This is a genomic window from Thermobifida fusca YX (assembly GCF_000012405.1).
GTDB classification, from domain to species: Bacteria; Actinomycetota; Actinomycetes; order Streptosporangiales; family Streptosporangiaceae; genus Thermobifida; species Thermobifida fusca.
Genome location: NC_007333.1, coordinates 2,915,276 through 2,934,662 on the forward strand (window position 1 = coordinate 2,915,276; position 19,387 = coordinate 2,934,662).

Sequence of the window (19,387 nt, forward strand, 5' to 3'; positions counted from 1 at the left end):
CCTCATCAGAGCCTCAGACGCGCAGGTACCGCCGCAGCGTCAGGAAAGAGGCGATCGCACAGAGCAGCACACCCAGGATGATGGACATTCCGATAACGGAGAGCAGTGCCCCCGTGCTGAGCCGGACTCCGGAGTAGAACCAGTCCTGGATCTTGTCCAGCAGGACATACCTGGCTGCGACGATGAAGCCTGAAGCGATGATACCGCCGATGAGACCGCAGATCGCGCCCTCGAGAAGGAACGGGAGCTGGATGTAGAAGTTGGAGGCTCCCACCAGGCGCATGATTCCGGTCTCCCGGCGGCGGCTGTAGGCCGACAGGCGGATCGTGTTGCCGATCAGCAGCGCGGCAGCGGCGAGCTGGACGATAGCGAAGGTCAGTGCCGCCCACTTGAGGACGTCGAACAGTTCGAAGAACCGGTCGAGCACGTCTTTGTCGTTGGAGACCATGTCGACGCCGGCCCGGTTCCGGAAGCTCTCCTGGACCTTCTCGTACTGCGAGGGGTCGACCAGTTGGACCCGGAAGTTGTCGGGGATGTCGCCTTCCTGCGTGGCTTCGACGAGGGCCTGCTGGTTGGCGAAGCGGTTCTGGAAGTCCTCCCACGCCTGGGCCTGGTCGACGTACTCGACACTGGCGACCTCGGGCATGGATTCCAGGTCCGCTTGGATCGCGGCGCGGTCCTCATCGGTCGCGGGCCCGTTCTCGACGCAGTGGCTGCTGGGTGAGCTCTCGGTGCACAGGTAGATCGTGATCGAAATCCGCTGGTCCCAATACCCGCGCATTGCGCTGACTTGCTGGTTGATCAGCATGCCAGCACCGAAGAGGGCCAGCGAAATGGCGACCGTGGTGATGACCGCGATGGTCATCGTCAGGTTGCGCCGTAGGCCGATCCAGATCTCAGAGAGTACGAACTGTGCGCGCATGATGTGTCAAAGGTCCATCCTTGTTGGGCTCCGCGCCACTGGGTAGGCGTACCACGAGAGCCGCTGGGCGGGGTTCCGCTGAAGGCTCCACGAGCCCGGGATTCACGAAAAGCGGGACCTAGTACGCCTGGCCGTAGACGCCACGCGACTGGTCACGGATGACCTCGCCGTCCTCGAGCTCAATGACCCGCTTGCGCATCGAGTCGACGATGGCAGCGTCATGGGTGGCCATGACGACAGTAGTTCCGGTCCGGTTGATTCGGTCGAGCACCTTCATAATGCCGATCGAGGTCGCAGGGTCGATGTTCCCTGTCGGCTCGTCGGCGAGAAGGATCTGCGGACGGTTGACGAATGCCCGAGCAATCGCCACTCGCTGCTGTTCACCACCGGAGAGTTCGCTGGGCATGCGGTCGCCCTTGCCTTCGAGGCCGACCAGTTCGACGACCTCGGGGACAACCTTGCGGATGAACCGACGCGGCTTTCCGATGACCTCCAACGCGAACGCCACGTTCTCGTAGACGTTCTTGTTGGGCAGCAGCCGGAAGTCCTGGAATACGCAGCCGATGCGACGCCGCAGGTGCGGAACCTTCCAGTTCGACAGCCGTGAGAGGTCCTTACCCGCGACGTGGACCCGACCTTTGGTCGGTTTCTCCTCTTTGAGGATGAGACGGAGGAACGTGGACTTACCCGATCCCGAAGGGCCGACGAGGAAGACGAACTCCCCCTTCTGAACGTCGATGGAAACGTTGTTCAGCGCGGGACGTTTCTGGGTCGGGTAGACCTTGGTGACGTTTTCAAACTGGATCACGGGCGCATCACAAGGGTCTCGAAGTTAGGGCCCACAGCGGTGGGTCCGCTCAAGGCAGTACCGCGGCCACAGGGCCAGACGACAGTCTAGGGGGAAAGCGACCCGGAATGTCCGGGTTCACTTTGAACCGCGGAACGTGCGGCGCCGCTGTTCGCTCCCCGGCACCGACAGTGTCTTCCCTTCCCGGGCCTCACAGCGGACTCGGGAGTAACACTAGTCAGCTACCAAGAGCATAGAGGGATCGTCAAGCGGTGATAACGTTCACATATACACGACTTTCCGAGCCGCGGCGGGCGTTTCCGCGAATCCGCCGCGGCTCTGCTCGTGCACCGGCGGCACAGTTATCCCGCTTTCTTCTGCTCGTCCCTCTCCCGGCTCCGCAGCCAGCGGATCCCAGCGTTGATGAACTCGTCGATCTCTCCGTCGAGGACAGCGCTGGTGTTCCCGGTCTCCACCCCGGTGCGGATGTCTTTGACGCTCTGGTAGGGGTGGAGCACGTAGTTGCGCATCTGGGTTCCCCACGCCCGCGCGGACTCACCGCGGAGCGCGGCGAGCTCGGCCTCCTCCTCCTGGCGTTTGCGTTCCAGCAGCTTGGCCTGGAGGATCGACATCGCGGTAGCGCGGTTTTGCAACTGGGAGCGTTCGTTCTGGCAGGAGACCACGATCCCGGTCGGCAGGTGGGTGATCCGCACCGCCGAGTCGGTGGTGTTGACGCCCTGGCCGCCGGGCCCTGAAGAGCGGTACACGTCGATCCGCAGTTCGCTTTCGTCAATCTCAATGTGGTCGCTCTGCTCGACGACCGGGACCACATCGACTCCGGCGAACGAGGTCTGACGGCGGCTCTGGTTGTCGAACGGCGAGATCCGCACCAGGCGGTGCGTACCGTGCTCGCCGCGCAGCATGCCGTAGGCGTAGGGCGCCTTGACCACGAACGTCGTGGACTTGATGCCGGCTTCCTCAGCGTAGGAGGTCTCGTAGATCTCCGTCGGGTAGCCGTGGCGCTCCGCCCAGCGGAGGTACATCCGCTGCAGCATCTGCGTCCAGTCTGCCGCGTCGACCCCACCCGCCTGAGCGTTGATGCTGATCAGTGCTTCACGCTCGTCGTAGGGGCCCGATAGCAGGGTGCGCACCTCAAGATCGCTGATGTCCTTGCGCAGCGCGGCCAGCTCCCTGCGGGCCTCGGCAAGGGTTTCGGCGTCGTTCTCTGCCGCCGCGAGCTCGAAGAGCACACCGAGGTCATCGATCCGGCTGCGGATGTTCTCGACCTTGGAGACTTCCGACTCCAAAAAGGAGAGCCGCCGCGTGACCTTCTGCGCATTGGCCTGGTCGTTCCACAGCTCGGGATCGGCTGACTGCTCCCGCAGCTGCTCAATTTCCGTGCGCTTGGCGTCGAGGTCCAGTACGGCCTCGATGTTCTCCAGCGTGGATGTGAGTTCCTTGATCTGCTCTGCGGGGTCTAGTTCTGCCACACTGCCAAGTCTAAACGGCGCCCGCTGCCTTCTCGCCCACTCAGTTTTCTTCTGCCCGGGAAACGCACAGCAGCGTCACAGCCCGTGGTGGACGCGGAGCTGTTCCACTTTCCGGCACACCTCGGCGACCTCGGGGTGGTCGCGTTCGGCTTCGCCCAGCCCGCGCAGTCTGGCCACGGCAAGGACCGCATCGGAGATGCGGCCGAGCCGCAACTGGGCTTCGATCGCTGTCACGAGCGGCAGCGGCCCGTGCGACGCTTTCCAGTGGGAGAGCACGAGGGAGATGCACTCCGTGTCGTGCCCTTGGGCGGCCAGGGCGCGGGCGGCCCGCCGCAGCGGCTCGCCGTGGCGGGCTCCCCGGGTGCAGGCGGCAGTGAACAGTTCCAGGGCCGAGTCCAGTTCGCCCCGGTGCAGGGCGCGCTCGCCCAGCATCAGCGTGGCGCGCCAACTGCGCGGTGCCTGCTCGGCAAGCCACGCGTCGGCCTGCTCGGCTCCGTGCTGCCTGGCGTGGTACCGCCACCCCCACACAAGGGCTTCCCGGTGGTCGGGGTCGCAGCGCAGCGCGTTCGCCAGCGCGGTGGCGACGTCCCTGGTGCTGCCCCGGCGCTCCGCCAGCGGGACGAGGGCGAACCATGTGTCGGCGTGCCCGCCGCGGCCTTTGATGTGCCGGATGAGTTCCCGTTCGGCTTCGTCGTGCCGGCCGCAGGCGCGCAGTGCCAGCGCGTAGAGCACCATGCCCCGGTCCAGGTCGGGGTCGAGTTCCCGCACCCGCTGCGCGGCGGGCAGCACTTCGGGGCCGAACCCTTCGTGGAGTGCGCTGCGGACGAGGTCCCGGAGGCGGTCGACATCGTTCCAGACGTGGTCGACGGCTTCGAGCAGCGCGTCGACGCTCGGGCGTTCGGTGTTCGGCTGCACACCGCCATGACACCAACTCCGGGCTGGCAGCGCCAACCCCCGCAGCGTGCGGGCCGGGGCCGCTGCTGCGGTCCCGGCCCGCGTCTGCTCAGGTCAGCTCAGATACTGGAGGCCACCAGCGACCGGATCGATCGCACCGCCACCGAGAGGGTGGACAGGTCGAAGCGCTCCGTCTCCCAGATCTCCGAGAGCAGTTCGGTGGCCCGCCGCACCGCGGCGCGGTTCTGCTCAGTCCAGTGGGCGCGGAGTTCGTCCGGCCGCTCCCCGGCATGCCCGGAGCGCAGGATGATCGCGCTCAGGTCGGCTTGGGCGGCATACAGGTCGTCGCGCACCGCGGCGCGCGCCATCGTGCTCCAGCGGTCGTCGCGCGGCAGGGCGATGATCCGCTCCCGCAGCCGGGTGAGCTGCAACTGGTCGGCCAGGTCGAAGTAGACCTCCGCCACCTCGCGCAGCGACCGGCCGGTCTCCTCGGAGACGCGGATCAGGTCGAAGGTCGAGTAGGCGGGGACCATGGCGGCGACCTGTTCGGCCAGCTCCTGGGGCACGCCCTTGGCCACGAGGGCGTCCCGGCGCTCCGTGAAAGCCTGCAGGTCGCGCCCCTGCAGCATTGCGGACAGCTGCGGGACGATCTCCTGGACGCCTTTCCGGAACCGGGCGATCTCGGCGTGGAGGTCCGAGTCGAAGGAGCGGTAGCGCATCAGCCAGCGGGCCGACCGTTCGACCAGCTTGCGGGCTTCCAGCAGCATGGTCAACTGGGTGTCGACGTCGACCTGGTAGTCGAGGGCCTCGACCTTCGCCCAGAAGTCCCGCAGGCCGAAGACTTCCGTCACCAGCAGGTAGGCGCGGGCGATCTCCGGAGCGTCCGCGCCCGTCTCCTCGGCGAAACGGAAGGCGAACGTCGACCCGCACCGGTTGACCATTTCGTTGACCACCACCGTGGTGATGATCTCCCGGCGCAGCGGATGCTGGAGGATGGCGTCGCGGAAGCGCTCGCGCAGCGGTGTGGGGAAGTACTCCAGCAGCACGGAGTTCAGATAGGGGTCGTCGGGCAGGTCCGAGGCGAGGATCTCCTCGGCCAGCACGATCTTGGTGTAGGCGATCAGCGTGGCGAACTCAGGCCCGGTGAGCCCGCGCCCGGCCGACCGCCGGGCCGCGATCGCCTTGTCGTCGGGCAGGAACTCGAGCTTGCGCTGCAAGTGGCCGTCCCGCTCCAGTTTGCGCAGGTAGCGGGTGTGGACGTGCAGCATGGCGGGACTCTGCTTGCGGGCCGCAGCCAGCGCCGTGTTCTGCAGGTAGTTGGTGCGCAGCACGAGGCGGGCGACCTCGTCGGTCATGTCCATGAACAGCGCGTCGCGCTCGGCCTTGTCGAGCCGCCCGGCCCGGACCTCGCGGTCCAGCATGATCTTGATGTTCACCTCGTGGTCCGAGGTGTCCACGCCGGCGGAGTTGTCGATGAAGTCGGCGTTGACGCGGCCGCCGGCGAGCGCGAACTCGATGCGGGCCTGCTGGGTCATTCCCAGGTTGCCGCCTTCCCCGACCACTTTGCAGCGCAACTGGGAGGCGTCGACGCGGACCGGGTCGTTGGCCTTGTCCCCCACCGAGGTGTGGGATTCGGTGGACGCCTTGATGTAGGTGCCGATCCCGCCGTTCCACAGCAGGTCCACCGGGGCGGTGAGGACGCACTTGATCAGCTCGTGCGGGGTGAGGGTCGTGACGTCGTCCGCGATCCCCAGGGCCCGGCGCACCTGCGGGCTGATCGGCACGGACTTGGCGTGGCGGGAGTACACGCCGCCACCCGGGGAGATCAGCTCGGGGTTGTAGTCCGCCCAGGAGCTGCGGGGGAGTTCGAAGAGACGGCGGCGCTCCGCGTAGCTCACCGCCGGATCCGGGTCGGGGTCGAGGAAGATGTGCCGGTGGTCGAAGGCGGCGATGAGGCGGATGTGCTCGGAGCGGAGCATGCCGTTGCCGAACACGTCGCCCGACATGTCGCCGATGCCCACCACCGTGAAGTCCTCTTTCTGGACGTCCACGCCCATTTCCCGGAAGTGGTATTTGACCGACTCCCAGGCGCCGCGGGCGGTGATGCCCATGGCCTTGTGGTCGTAGCCGACCGAGCCGCCGGAGGCGAAGGCGTCGCCCAGCCAGAAGCCGCGTTCTGCGGCGACCGCGTTAGCGATGTCGGAGAAGGTCGCTGTGCCCTTGTCGGCAGCCACGACCAGGTAGGAGTCGTCTCCGTCGTAGCGGACCACGTCCTCGGGGTGGCTGACAGTCCCGTTGACGAGGTTGTCGGTGACGTCGAGCAGGCCGCCGATGAACTGCTTGTAGCAGTCCACGACTTCCGCCATGACCGCGTCGCGGTCGCCCTTGGGCAGCCGCTTGCAGACGAACCCGCCTTTGGCGCCGCTAGGCACGATGACGGAGTTCTTGACCGTCTGCGCTTTGACGAGGCCCAGGATTTCGGTGCGGTAGTCCTCGATTCGGTCCGACCAGCGCAGCCCGCCGCGCGCCACCGTGCCGAACCGCAGGTGGACTCCCTCAACGCGCGGGGAGTAGACGAACGTCTCCAGCTTAGGCCGCGGCTGCGGCATGTCGGGGATACGTCCCGGGTCCAGCTTGTAGACCAGGTAGGGCTTGGTGCCGCCGTCCTGGAAGTAGTTGGTGCGCAGGGTGGCGCCGATCGCGGCGAGGAAGAACCGCAGGATGCGGTCGGCGTCGAGGTTGTCGACCTGGTCGAGCTCTCCGAGGATCTCCTCGGTGATCCCCTCGCACAGTTCTGCGCGGCCCTCGTCCAACTGCGGGTCGAACCGCGATTCGAAGAGCCGGACCAGTAGCCGGGCGATGTGCGTGTGGGAGTTGAGCACATCGGCGATGTAGGCGGGGGTGAAGGACGTGGCGGTCTGCCGGAGGTAGGTGGCGTAGGCGCGGAGCACGGTGATCTGGCGCCAGTTCAGGCCGCCGTGCACGACCAGGGCGTTGAAGCGGTCGGATTCGAGCCGTCCCTGCCACAGCGCGACAAAAGCCTCTTCGAACAGGCCTGCCACCTGCTCTATCTCCGCGGAGTCGAGCGGGGGGTTGACGAGGCCGAAGTCGTAGATCCACGCGAATTCGCGCTTCCCGTCCCCATCTGCTTCGCGTTCGAAGCCGTAGGGCCACTCGTCGACGATCTCCAGTCCCATGTGCTCGAGCAGCGGAAGGACTTGGGAGAGCGTGATCGGGCTGCCGCTCCGGTAGACCTTGCACCGCCACTCGCCGGGCAGGACCCCTTCGGAGCGGTAGAGCCGGACTTTGATGTCGTCGGGGCCGAGCTGGTCGAGGCAGGCGATGTCGTCGACCGCGACGGAGGCCGGGACGTCGACCTTGTAGCTCTCGCTGATCGTGGCGAGGTAGGTGTCCAGCAGCTCTTGGGCGCGTTCAGGGCCGAAGCGGGCGGTCAGCTCGGCGGCGAAGTCGTCGTTCCAGGAGCGGATGACGCGGGCGACTTCGGCTTCGAGCTTGTCCTGGTCCACTCCGGCGAGTTCGGTGCCCCGCCCCGCGCGGACCACGATGTGCAGGCGGGCGAGCGGGGAGGCGCCCACCATCACGCTGTGGTCCATGTCGGCGCCGTGGAATGCCCGGGAGAGCACCTCCTGCACGGCCTGCTGCACCTTGGTGGTGTAGCGGTCGCGCGGCATGTAGATCAAGCAGGACACGTACCGGCCGTAGGGGTCGCGGCGGAGGAAGAGCCGGGTGCCGAGGCGTTCCCGGAGCCGCAGCACGCCCAAGATGACCTTCTGGACTTCCTCCACTGACATCTGGAACAGCTCTTCGCGGGGGAAGTCCGCCAGGAGTTCGATGGCTTCGCGGCCGTCGTAGCTGTCGGGGGCGAAGCCGGCGCGGCTCAGGAGTTCGTCCTGTTTCCGGGACAGGATCGGGATCTGGCTGATGGGGCTTGCCTCGGCTTCGCGGGTGTAGAGGCCGAGGAAGCGGTGTTCGCCGACGACCCGGCCCTGGTCGTCGAACTTCTTGACGCCGATGTAGTCCAGGTACTTGGGCTGGTAGACGGTGGAGCGGGAGTTGGCTTTGGTGAGGACCAGCACGTGGGGTTCGCGAGCTTTGCGCTGGCCTTCGGGGGGAAGCGGGCGGACGGTGGGCCCGTCCTGCGGGTCCATGCGCAGCAGCCCCAGGCCGGTGCCGAGGACGGCGCGCAGCCCTTCAGCCCCGCTCTCATCGGTGTCCAACTGGTATTCCCGGTAGCCCAGGAAGATGAAGTGCTGGTCGGTCAGCCAGCGCAGGAACTCCGCGCTCTCGGTGATCTCCTCTTTGGCGACCCCGCCCGCAACGAGGGCGGCAGCGGATTCGGTCACCTGGTCGGCCAGGCGGAGGGCGGTGTGCCGCATCCGCGCGCTGTCTTCGTTGACCTGCCGGACGTCGGTGAGGACCTGGGTGAGGTCGTCGGCGAGCTCCTGACGGGCGGCCTCTTCCGTGCGGCGGTCGATTTCGATGCGGATCCACGACTCTTCGCAGGGCCGGAGGGTAGCGTCCTCCGGGTCGATCTCGACGATGGCGCCGAGGGTGTCGCGTTCCACCCGGAGCTGGGGGTGGATGATCGACCGCGCGCTGATCCCGCGCTCTGCCAGGCGCATGGTCACCGAGCTGACGAGGAAGGGGGTGTCGTCGGTGACGATCTCGACGACGCTGTGGTCGGCGTCTTCCGGGCTGCGGACCCGGACCTTGGTGCGCCCTTCCGGGCGGCGGGCGCCGAGGTCCCAGTGGTCGAGAGCGTGCCGGACGAGCTGGTCGGGGTGGCGTTCGGTGAGTTCCTCGGGGTTGGCGTGCCGGTAGTACCGGTGGAGGAACCGCCGGAACCGGTCGGTGTCGACCGGCAGCGGGTGGGACTGGGACCATTGGCTGACGGCGTCGTCAAGGAGCTGCGTCCTGACGGCGTCGGGCTGCCCTGACATGTGCGATCTCACTCCTTTGTGAGTCGTCGGGGGTGGTAGGCCGCGGTGCTCGCGGTACCGCGCACTCTACTGTGACATTGTGTGACAGATGCGAGAGGAGCTCACAACCGTTTCCAGATGAGGCTCCGGGCTCACCAGCCCAGGAAGTACCCACAGAGGCGTGACCGGACTCCGTTGTCCGGTTAACTCTGTGTTGCACGTCGTACACAGGGACAGGACGTGCGCCTTCGGTCAACGGTGCGCTTCTCTCGCCAGTGACTGCCAGTCTCAGAACCTACTCGTCGTCCACCACAGAAAAACTGGACAAAATGGATAAAGCCGTCCGCTAGTGCGCTGGTGAACGGCTGATATCCACTCTCTGACAGTACCCCGAGGCGTCCCGTTCCGGGGGGAATTCCGCGGGTTCTCCTCGTCCCCGGGGTCCTCAGTCCTCACTCGTCGCGGCGCGGATCGCGGCCACCAGCGCGGCCGGATCGGTGAGGTCGTCCAGGATGTGCTCAGCACCGGCCGCCCGCAGCTGGGACTCGGTGGAGGACCCGCTGACGACGGCGATCGGCTGCACCCGGCCGATCCGGGCCGCCTCCACATCACGCACCGACTCGGTGATGTACACGGTCTGGGACTCGGGGAAGGCTCGGCCGTAGGCCTCTTCCGCCCGCATCCGGGTGAACTGGATCAGGCTGGCCTTGGGATAGTTCTCCGACCCGTAGCCGCCGATGCTCAAATCGAGGCAGCTGTCCAGTCCGAAGGCGGCGAGCTTCGCCTTGGCGTTGCTCCGGATCGTGCCGGTGACCACCGTCTGCACGGTGTCCGGCAGCCGCATGACCGCGTTGAGCGCGTCCAGCGCCCCCGGCATCATCCGGCCTCGGACGGCGAGCTGGTCGCTGTGCCGGGCGAACGCCTCCCCCAGTTCTTTGGTGAAGCGCGGCAGCAGCGTTTCATCCGTGTCGTCGACGTCGTTGCGCGCCAGGAAGTCGAAGAACAGCTCCGAATCGGTCCGCCCCGCCGTCGGCGCGAGGTACACCAACGGTACGCCGGTCACCTTCTCGAACGCCTCGGCATAGGCCGCGCGCGTCACCTGGGCGACGTCGACAAGGGTGAGGTCGATGTTCCACAACACCAGACGGCTGATGGGAAGCTCCTTTACGCAGGGAAACGGCACTGATGTTCCATACGGGCCCCATTCTGCCGCACCCTCCCGACTTCCCGCCGGGGCATTCTTCCCGTTCCCCGCTGCAGCGGGCCCGCTCAGGCGGCTGGCGCCCTGGGAGGATGGTGCCGCGCGGGGAGCCGGGGCTATGCGGTCGTGGGGTCTTCCAGGAGATAGCGCAGCTCCTGGGTGGCGTACCAGAGGAGTTCGTGCTCCTCGGTCCGCCCGGCTTTGATGTCCGGGGCCGCGGCCTCGTCGTCGATATGCGCGGAGGCGATGCGTTTGAGCGGCACCACCCCGTCGATGCGGACCTGCCCGGGCGTCTCCGCCTCCGCCACAGGGTGCACGATGCGCTCGGGCAGCTCGGCCGCGATCACGACCCGGCGGGCCGGGGCCTCGGGGTCTGCGGCGAGCATCCGCAGGGATGCGTCCGCGGCCATGCTCATCGCGGCGTATTCCAGTTCTTCCTCGTCGTCAGTGCCCACGGCGGCGCGCAGGGCGGGGGTGACGGCGTACGCGGTGTACGGCGCGTCGCGGAACCCTCCGTCCGCCAAGGCCGAGGCGAGCGTGGTGAACGTAGCGGGCAGATAGATGCGCATGTGCTTGTGTCCCCAACGTGGTGTGCGGTCCGCTGTTCCCTGTCACGGGCTGGACGAGCTGCGGTGCGGCAGGGGCCGCTCACAGCAGGGAGGCGAGGCTGATCCCGCAGGCCTCCTCGAGCTGTGCCCGCGTCTCCGCGGGGTCGCGGTGCACGATACCGGTCATCCCCAGGTCGACCGCGGCCGCGACGTTGCGCTCCACGTCATCGACGAAGACGCACTCCTCGGCTTCCAGGCCCACCAGCTCCAGGGCGTAGTGGAAGATCTCCGGTTCGGGTTTGCGCATGCCCACTTCCCCGGAGATGACCACGCCGTCGAAGGTTTCGGCGAACCGCTCCCGCGGGTAGACGTTGCCCCAGGAGTTGGAGAGCAGGCAGGTGCGTATGCCCTGGCTGCGTGCCGCGCGCAGGGCCGCGTACATCTCCTCTACCGGCTCGAATCCGGCGAACATGCGCGCGATCAGCCCTTCCGCGGGGACTGGGCCGCCGTCGACCAGCCGGAGCCGCGCGGCGAGCATCCGTTCGAACTCGGCAGGGTCCACTTCGCCGCGTTCCAGGGCGTGCACTGGGCTGCGCGCCCCCTCGTGGTAGGCAGCGTGCACCCAGGTGCGCATGACCTCCCGGTAGGCAGCGCGGTCGATCCGCTCCTGCTCCAGCCAGGCCGCAATGGTCTCCGGGAGCGGAGAGGTCAGCACTCCGCCCCAGTCGATGATGATTCCCCTGCGGTTGCGGGACATTTCGCCTCCATCTCCCCGAACTACGGGCGATGTTAGTTCCCCGAGCCGTCTTCGCTAAATCCTCGGGGCCCACCACCGCACCCCAAGGTACCGACCGGTCGGTCTAGTGCGATACTCGTGTCATGGACTTCGAACTCAGCCCCAAGGCCAAGGACTACCTGGCCAACCTCCAGGAGTTCATGGACGAACACGTCTACCCGGCGGAGCCCGTCTACCACGCCTGGCGCCAGCAGGCGGGCCCCGACAACCATGAACTCCCGCCCATCATGGAAGACCTCAAAGCCGAGGCCCGCCGCCGCGGCCTGTGGAACCTGTTCCTCCCGGACGTCAGCGGGCTCAGCGTCCTCGACTACGCTCCCCTCGCTGAGCTCAGCGGCCGCTCCAGCCTCGCCCCGCAGGCGATGAACTGCTCCGCCCCGGACACCGGGAACATGGAGGTGCTGCACATGTTCGGCACCCCCGAGCAGAAGAAGCGGTGGCTGGAACCGCTGCTGGACGGCAGGATCCGCTCGGCCTTCGCGATGACCGAGCCCGACGTCGCCTCCTCCGACGCCACCAACATCCGCACCTCGATCGTGCGCGACGGCGACGAGTACGTGATCAACGGGCGGAAATGGTGGATCAGCGGGGCGGCCGACCCGCGCTGCGAGATCTTCATCGTCATGGGGAAGACCAACCCCGACGCGGACCTACACCGGCAGCAGTCCATGATCCTGGTCCCCCGCGACACCTCCGGGGTCAAAGTGCTGCGCTCCCTGCCCGTCTTCGGCTACCAGGACCAGGAAGGCCACTGCGAAGTCGAATTCGACAACGTCCGGGTCCCCGCCGAGAACCTCATCGCGAACGAAGGCGACGGCTTCATGATCGCCCAGGCCCGCCTCGGCCCCGGCCGAGTCCACCACTGCATGCGGGCCCTCGGCAAAGCAGAGCGCGCCCTCGAACTGATGGTGCGCCGTGCCACCAGCCGGGTCGCCTTCGGCAAGCCCTTGTCCGAGCAGGGCATCGTCCAAGCACACATCGCCGAGTCGCGGCTGGAGATCGAGCAGGCGCGCCTGCTCGTCCTCAAGACCGCGTGGATGATCGACCGGTACGGGGCGAAAGCCGCACGCAACGAAATCGCCGCGATCAAAGTGGTGGCGCCCCGCGTGGCCGCGGCCGTCATCGACCGCGCCATCCAAGTCCACGGCGGCGCCGGGGTCAGCGACGTGGTGCCGCTCGCGGAAATGTACGCCGGAGCGCGCGCCATGCGCATCTTCGATGGCCCCGACGAAGTCCACCTGCGCTCGCTGGCCCGCCGCGAGATCAAACGGCACTCCTGATCGCGACCACGCCGAGGTCCCCGCCCCAGCGGGAGACCTCGGCGTCCGCGTGTCTGCGCAGGCTCAGTAGCTCAAGCCGTCCCCGAAGCCCAGTTCGGTGCCGGGGATGTCCACGGGCAGCCGGCCGGAAGGGGACACCTCCCCGGCAACCACCCGGGCCGCGGCAACGCGGGACACCTCCATCGTGGAGTAGACCGCGAGAAACGCGTCGACGTCCGGCAGCACACTGAGGTCGTAGGGGGTGCCTTGGGCGACGACCACCACCGGGGCTCCCGACGCCTGGGCGCGGGCCACCAGGCGCTGCTGCTCGGCGTCGCCGCGTGCCCCGTCCGTGCCGACCACCACCGCATCAGCACCGCTCAGGGAATCCGTCACCGTGAGCCCGAGGTCGGCCAGGGCCGCACCGATCTCCTCGGCCCCCACCCCGAGGACGTGCACCGTTGCGGTGCGCGCCAACGGCAGCACGCCGTTGGTGTTGCGAAGCAGGGTCACTGAAGCGTCCGCGACCCGCTGGGCTGCCTCGTGGTGCTCCGGCTGCGTAGCGACCTGTGCTGCCTGCTCCGCGTCAGCCGGCGCCGCGTCGAACAGGCCGCGGCGCAGTTTCAACCGCAGGATCCGCAGCACCGACTCGTCCAGACGCTCCTCGCTGATCCGCCCCTCTTCCACGGCGGACAGCACCGCAGAGTAGGCGAGGTCCACATCGGGCGGCATCAGCAACTGGTCGGCCCCGGCGAGGACCGCGCGCACCGCCACCTCGCCGTCGTCGTGTGTCTGGCGGACCCCCTCCATGTTGAGCGCGTCCGTGGTGACCACGCCGTCATAGCCGAGCTCCTCACGCAGCACCCCGGTGATGAGGTGCGGAGAAAGCGTGGCGGGCTCCTCGGCGTCACCCAGCTGCGGCATGAGCACGTGCGCGGTCATCACCATGTCGACTCCGGCGTCGACGAGCCGCTGGAACGGCGGCAGGTCGACCCGTTCCCACTCGTCGCGGCTCTTGTCGATCACGGGCAGCCCTGTGTGGCTGTCCACATCGGTGTCGCCGTGGCCGGGGAAGTGCTTAGCGACCGCCACCACCCCGCCGTCTTGGAAAGCCGCCACCTCGGCGGCGGCCAGCTCCCCGACAAGCTCCGGGTCCGAACTGAACGAGCGGATCCCGATCACCGGGTTGTCCGCGTTGACGTTGACGTCCGCTACCGGCGCGTAGTCGAGATTGATCCCCACCGCGGCCAACTGCTCCGCGGTCGCCGCTGCCAGCTCCCGGGCCAGTTCCGGGTCGCGGGCCGCGCCCAACGCCATCGCGTCGGGGAAACGGGCACCGAACGGGAGCCGCGACACCAGTCCCTGCTCCTCGTCCACCCCGAGGAACAGCGGAATCCCCGCCCCCGTGCCGGTGGCACGCTCTTGCAGCCCGTTGGACATGGCAGCCACCTGCTCGGGAGTCTCCAAGTTCTCGGGGAAGTAGATGAACCCGCCTGGGTGGTAGCGCTCGATCACCTCGGCGTTCTCCTCGGCCGTGGTGCCGGAGAGTACGGGGACCAGCAGCTGTCCCACTTTCTCTTCCAGGCTCATCTCCGCGAGCAGCGCTGCCGCCTGAGCGTCCACGTCAGCGGGGTCGGATATCTGGGTGGTGCGCTCCCCCGGGCGGGGTGCGCTCCCCCCGCCGCAGGCGGTTGTGAACAGCAGAACGGTTGCACCGGCCAGCACAGGCAGACGTCGAAACATGGGCACGCTTTCACAGACTAAGGATGACGACGCGTCGTTCTCCGGGCCGCGGTCGCGGTCGGCAGCGCCGGGACAGACCCGTCACGGCGTAGCGGCGATCTCGGCGAGACGGTCCAGCAGCTCTTCGGCCCCCTCGCCCTCCGCGGTGATCACGATCTCCTCCCCGCAGCGCACCCCCAGCGCCAGCACCGCCAGCATGCTCGTCGCCGGCACGCTCGCCCCGCTGGGACGGGCAATGCGCACCTCCCCGTCGAACTCGGAGGCCGCCGTAACGAACCGCGCCGCGGGCCGGGCATGCAGTCCCACGGGGGAAGCCACGGTGACCCGGCGTTCCGCGCGGCTCACCCTTGACCTGCCAGAGCAGTCTGGGGCGGCTCCGGATCCCGCAAAACCAACTGCGGCCAGCCCACCTGTCCCAGATGCTCCACGACGAGATGGGCGTGGGCCAGCGCCTGCGGCGGATGCGTCGTCGTGACTCCGACGACCCGCATCCCCGCGTTGCGCCCCGCCATGATCCCCGCCGGGGTGTCCTCGAACACCACGATGTGCTCGGGGCCGTAGCCGACAAGCTCGGCTCCGCTGAGATACCCCTCAGGGTGCGGTTTGCCGACCGTGACATCGTCCGCAGAGATGATCCCGCGGAACATGTCGCGGACCCCCAGCCATTCCAGGGTGCTTTCTGCCCACTGCCGCCCGGCCGAGGTCACCAACGCAAACGGCACTCCCTGGGCGTGTAGGTACTTCAGAAACGCCACGGACTCGGGCAGCTGCTCCACCGGGGGCAGGTCCGGATCCTGGCCGTAGCGCCAGCGGTCAGCGAAGATGTCCTCCACGGACTCGCCCGGGAACAGGTGGGCGAGCTCGTTGATCACGTCTTCGCCGCGCCGCCCCATGAACTTGCACAGCAGCGCCTCGTCCGGTTCGACCCCGCGGTCCTGGAGCACCCTGGCCCACACCGCCACACTCCGCGGTTCGCTGTTGATGAGAGTTCCGTCGAGGTCGAACAGGGCCGCGCGCGGCGTCGCCCACTCGCTCTCGGTTGTCCTCAAGCCCATCGGAATAGCAATTCTCCTCGTTTGACCTCTCCGCTCACCGGACGCGAAATGACGTCGCCGTCCGCGTCCAAAGCCACGATTGGCACGATCGGGGAGATTCCACTCGCTACGACCTCGGCCGGATTCCACCTGATCAGCGGCTGTCCCGCGGTGACCTCGTCGCCCTGGGCGGCAAGGAGCTCAAACCCTCGGATCAGGGGGAGCCGGACCGTGTTCATGCCCAGGTGTACCAGGACCCCCTTGCCGTCCGCACTCTGCACTACGAACGCGTGCGGGTGGAAACTGACGATCCGGCCGGTGATCGGAGCAACCGCCTCTTGCACCTCCTTGCGGGGGTCGATCGCGGTCCCCGGGCCCACCAACCCTTGGGCGAACATCGGGTCAGGAACTCTGCTGAGTCCCACAGCCACACCCGTCACGGGGGCGAGTACCGCAAGCACGCTCCTACCTCCTTCACCGACCAGGGCGTTGTCGGACGGCGGCAAGCCACCCGGACTCGCGAGGTGCCGTGGGTCACAGGCTGAGCTTAGGACGGAGTGATCGCGATGCCTAGACAGTTGGCAGAAAAACGAATGGCCGTCCTGTGCCAGCTTCCGACGGTCTGGCCCGACCCGGAGTCCGGTATGCGAACTCCGGGTCGGGCCAGACTATCCGCACATAACCGGCAGCGGTCCCAGGGACGTCCCTGGGACCGCTGCACTGTCAGCCGTCACACACGCGACTTAGGCGCGCCATGGCACTTCTTGTACTTCTTGCCGGAGCCGCAGGGGCAGGGCGCGTTGCGCGGGGTGTTCGCATAGTCCGGACCGGTGTCCTCGGTGCGTTTCTCGACACCGCCGCCCTCACTGGGACCGGAGTACTGCAGCTTCTCGGGCTGCTTCTCCTCCTTGCCCAGCGCGGGGACCACGGCCTGCGCCTTCTTCGCTACGGACTCGGCGTCCTTGTCCTGCGCGGTGTCCTTCGCGGACTCCGCAGCCTCGGCGGACGCAGCGGACTCCTCCGCTTCCTGGGCGTCCTCCGCCTTGTCCTCCGTCTTCTCGGCCTCAGGCGCCACCAGGGGAATCGCGGAGGCCGTGGCCGCCGCGGAAGCCGCAGTGATCTGGGACTCCTGCGGCTGGTTCACCCGGACCTCGACGTTGAACAGGAAGCGGATCGACTCCTCCTTGATGCCTTCGAGCATCTCCTGGAACATGTCGTAGCCTTCCCGCTGGTATTCGATCAGCGGGTTGCGCTGCGCCATGGCACGCAGGCCGATGCCCTCTTGGAGGTAGTCCATCTCGTAGAGGTGCTCCCGCCACTTGCGGTCCATGACCTGGAGGATGACCTGGCGCTCCACCTCGCGCATGGTCTCCTCGCCGATCTCGGCCTCGCGGCGGTCGTAGACCTCGTGGGCGTCCTCCCGGACCCGCTGGCTGATGATGTCCGGGGTCAGCACGCTGATGTCCCCGCCGTTCTCCTCGATGAGCTGGTCGGCGGTGAAGCTCACCGGGAAGATCTGGCTGAAGGCCGTCCACAGGTGTTCGAGGTCCCAGTCCTCCGGGTCGCCTTCGGCGGTCGCCGAGCGGACGTAGGAGTCGAGCACGTCGTCGATCATGCTCCGGACCTGCTCGCGGAGGTCAGCACCTTCCAGCACCTTGCGGCGCTCGGCGTAGATCACCTGGCGCTGCCGGTTGAGGACCTCGTCGTACTTGAGGACGTTCTTGCGGATCTCGAAGTTCTGCTGCTCGAGCTGGCCCTGCGCACTCTGGATGGCCTTGGTGACCATCTTGTGCTCGATCGGCTGGTCGTCAGGCAGGTTCAGCCGGTTCATGATCATCTGAACCCGCTCGCCGTTGAACAGCCGCATCAGGTCGTCGCCGAGCGACAGGTAGAAGCGGGACTTGCCGGGGTCGCCCTGGCGTCCGGCACGACCGCGCAACTGGTTGTCGATCCGCCGGGACTCGTGGCGTTCGGTGCCCAGCACGTACAGGCCGCCGAGCTCAACCACCTTCTGGTGCTCGGCTTCGACTTCCTTCTTGGCCCGCTCCAGCGCCTCCGGCCAGGCCTTCTCGTACTCTTCGGGGGTCTCGAGGGGGGAGAGGCCACGTTCCTGCAGCTCTTCGGCTGCAATGAAATCCGGGTTGCCGCCGAGCATGATGTCGGTACCGCGACCGGCCATGTTGGTGGCCACGGTAACCGCGCCGAGCTTGCCGGCCCGGGCCACGATGGCCGCCTCCCGGGCGTGGTTCTTGGCGTTGAGGACCTCGTGCGGGATCCCGCGCCGCTTGAGCATCTTGCTCAGCAGCTCGGACTTCTCCACGCTAGTCGTACCCACCAGCACCGGCTGGCCCCGCTCGTGGCACTCGGCGATGTCTTCGACAATCGCCTGGAACTTGGCCTCCTCGGTCTTGTAGACCAAGTCCCGCAGATCCTCGCGGATCATGGGCTTGTTGGTGGGGATGGGCACGACACCCAGGTTGTAGGTCTGCTGGAACTCTGCCGCCTCCGTGACCGCCGTACCGGTCATGCCGGCCAGCTTCTCGTAGAGCCGGAAGTAGTTCTGCAGGGTGATCTTGGCGAGAGTCTGGTTCTCTTCCTTGATCTTGACTTTCTCTTTGGCCTCAATGGCCTGGTGCATGCCCTCGTTGTAGCGGCGGCCCCGCAGGATACGGCCGGTGAACTCATCGACGATGAGCACCTCGCCGTCCTTGACGATGTAGTCCCGGTCCCTGCGGTAGAGCTCCTTGGCCTTGATGGCGTTGTGGAGGAAGCTGATCAGCGGAGTGTTGACCGACTCGTAGAGGTTGTCGATCCCCAGCCAGTCCTCGACCTTGGCCACCCCGGCCTCGGTGATGCCGACGGTGCGCTTCTTCTCGTCGACCTCGTAGTCGACGTCGCGGCGCAGCCGCGGGGCGATCTTGGCGAACTCGACGTACCAGCGCGAGTTCTGCTCTGCGGGACCACTGATGATCAGCGGGGTGCGAGCCTCATCAATCAGAATGGAGTCGACCTCGTCGACGATGGCGTAGTGGTGGCCGCGCTGCACGCAGTTGTCGAGCGACCGCGCCATGTTGTCGCGCAGGTAGTCGAAGCCGAACTCGTTGTTGGTGCCGTAGGTGATGTCCGCCTGGTAGGCCTTGCGGCGCGCTGCCGGGGACATCTCCGGGGAGATGACACCAACCTCCATGCCCAGGAACCGGTAGATGCGGCCCATGGTCTCGGCGTCGCGGCGGGCCAGGTAGTCGTTGACGGTGACCACGTGGACGCCCTTACCGGTGAGCGCGTTGAGGTAAACGGGGAGTGTCGCGGTAAGCGTCTTACCCTCACCGGTTTTCATCTCAGCGATATTGCCGAAATGCAGCGCGGCGCCGCCCATGAGCTGCACGTCGAAGTGCCGCTGCCCCAAGGTCCGCTTCGCCGCCTCGCGCACGGTGGCGAAAGCCTCGGGCAGCAGGTCGTCTAGCTCCTCACCGTCCTTAAGCCGCTGCTTGTATTCGTCGGTGAGCGCGCGCAATTCAGCGTCGCTGAGGTCGACGAAATCATCCTCGATGGAGTTGATCTGGTCCTTGAGCTTATTCAGCTTGCGCAGGATTTTGCCTTCGCCTATGCGCAGGACCCTGTCGAGTATGCCTGGCACTTCTAATGCGCTCCTCGCGATCGTGGCCCGCATCCGGAGACGGGATGCATCCATTCCCCGTAGCTCCCATCGTAGGAGAGCCTATGCCCTCCCCAGGAACATCTGCGTACCGCGAAGCGGAGGGCACGGAGCGTGA

Annotated in this window: 14 protein-coding genes; 1 reads left to right on the plus strand and 13 read right to left on the minus strand. The window is 67.1% G+C overall.

Annotated elements, in window-relative coordinates:
• Positions 1-13: 13 nt before the first annotated feature.
• The 8 genes from ftsX to TFU_RS12350 form a co-directional block, all read right to left on the minus strand.
• Positions 14-922 (minus strand): permease-like cell division protein FtsX, encoded by a 909-nt coding sequence (ftsX, locus tag TFU_RS12315; RefSeq protein ID WP_011292900.1) that lies wholly within the window; start codon positions 920-922, stop codon positions 14-16.
• 118 nt (positions 923-1,040) lie between these two features.
• Positions 1,041-1,730: a cell division ATP-binding protein FtsE gene (gene ftsE, locus TFU_RS12320; RefSeq protein WP_011292901.1), complete on the minus strand. Its 690-nt coding sequence runs from the start codon at positions 1,728-1,730 to the stop codon at positions 1,041-1,043.
• 341 nt (positions 1,731-2,071) lie between these two features.
• Positions 2,072-3,199: a peptide chain release factor 2 gene (prfB, locus tag TFU_RS12325; RefSeq protein ID WP_011292902.1), complete on the minus strand. Its 1,128-nt coding sequence runs from the start codon at positions 3,197-3,199 to the stop codon at positions 2,072-2,074.
• A 75-nt stretch (positions 3,200-3,274) separates the two neighbouring features.
• Positions 3,275-4,114, minus strand: coding sequence for a tetratricopeptide repeat protein (locus TFU_RS12330; RefSeq protein WP_011292903.1), 840 nt, complete (start codon positions 4,112-4,114; stop codon positions 3,275-3,277).
• Between the two features lie 98 nt (positions 4,115-4,212).
• Complete coding sequence (locus TFU_RS12335; protein ID WP_016189161.1) at positions 4,213-9,054, minus strand: NAD-glutamate dehydrogenase; 4,842 nt, start codon at positions 9,052-9,054, stop codon at positions 4,213-4,215.
• Positions 9,055-9,478: 424 nt separating this feature from the next.
• A complete protein-coding gene (locus TFU_RS12340) occupies positions 9,479-10,216 on the minus strand; it encodes an HAD family hydrolase (protein ID WP_011292905.1) in 738 nt (245 codons plus the stop codon).
• Positions 10,217-10,350: 134 nt separating this feature from the next.
• Positions 10,351-10,803, minus strand: a complete 453-nt coding sequence (locus TFU_RS12345; RefSeq protein WP_011292906.1) for a DUF6912 family protein — start codon at positions 10,801-10,803, stop codon at positions 10,351-10,353.
• Positions 10,804-10,882: 79 nt separating this feature from the next.
• Positions 10,883-11,539 (minus strand): HAD family hydrolase, encoded by a 657-nt coding sequence (locus TFU_RS12350; RefSeq protein ID WP_011292907.1) that lies wholly within the window; start codon positions 11,537-11,539, stop codon positions 10,883-10,885.
• 122 nt (positions 11,540-11,661) lie between these two features.
• Between TFU_RS12350 and TFU_RS12355 the strand changes: the two genes are divergently transcribed.
• Positions 11,662-12,858 (plus strand): acyl-CoA dehydrogenase family protein, encoded by a 1,197-nt coding sequence (locus TFU_RS12355; protein WP_011292908.1) that lies wholly within the window; start codon positions 11,662-11,664, stop codon positions 12,856-12,858.
• A gap of 63 nt (positions 12,859-12,921) precedes the next feature.
• On the opposite strand, the gene TFU_RS12360 is transcribed toward TFU_RS12355, so the two are convergent.
• The 5 genes from TFU_RS12360 to secA all read right to left on the minus strand — a co-directional run bounded on the left by TFU_RS12360 (position 12,922) and on the right by secA (position 19,251).
• Positions 12,922-14,580, minus strand: coding sequence for a glycoside hydrolase family 3 protein (locus TFU_RS12360; RefSeq protein WP_011292909.1), 1,659 nt, complete (start codon positions 14,578-14,580; stop codon positions 12,922-12,924).
• 81 nt (positions 14,581-14,661) lie between these two features.
• Positions 14,662-14,925 carry an HPr family phosphocarrier protein gene (locus TFU_RS12365; protein WP_011292910.1) on the minus strand — a complete coding sequence of 88 codons (264 nt, stop codon included), beginning with the start codon at positions 14,923-14,925 and terminating at the stop codon, positions 14,662-14,664.
• On the minus strand, positions 14,922-15,635 hold the full coding sequence (locus TFU_RS12370) for an HAD family hydrolase (protein WP_011292911.1): 714 nt from the start codon (positions 15,633-15,635) through the stop codon (positions 14,922-14,924). The genes TFU_RS12365 and TFU_RS12370 overlap by 4 nt, the downstream gene beginning before the upstream one ends.
• Entirely contained in the window at positions 15,626-16,075 is a 450-nt protein-coding gene (locus TFU_RS12375) for a PTS sugar transporter subunit IIA (protein WP_011292912.1), read from the minus strand. Before TFU_RS12375 ends, TFU_RS12370 begins: the two co-directional genes overlap by 10 nt.
• Before the next feature lie 269 nt (positions 16,076-16,344).
• Positions 16,345-19,251 (minus strand): preprotein translocase subunit SecA, encoded by a 2,907-nt coding sequence (secA, locus tag TFU_RS12380; RefSeq protein ID WP_011292913.1) that lies wholly within the window; start codon positions 19,249-19,251, stop codon positions 16,345-16,347.
• Positions 19,252-19,387 lie beyond the last annotated feature (136 nt).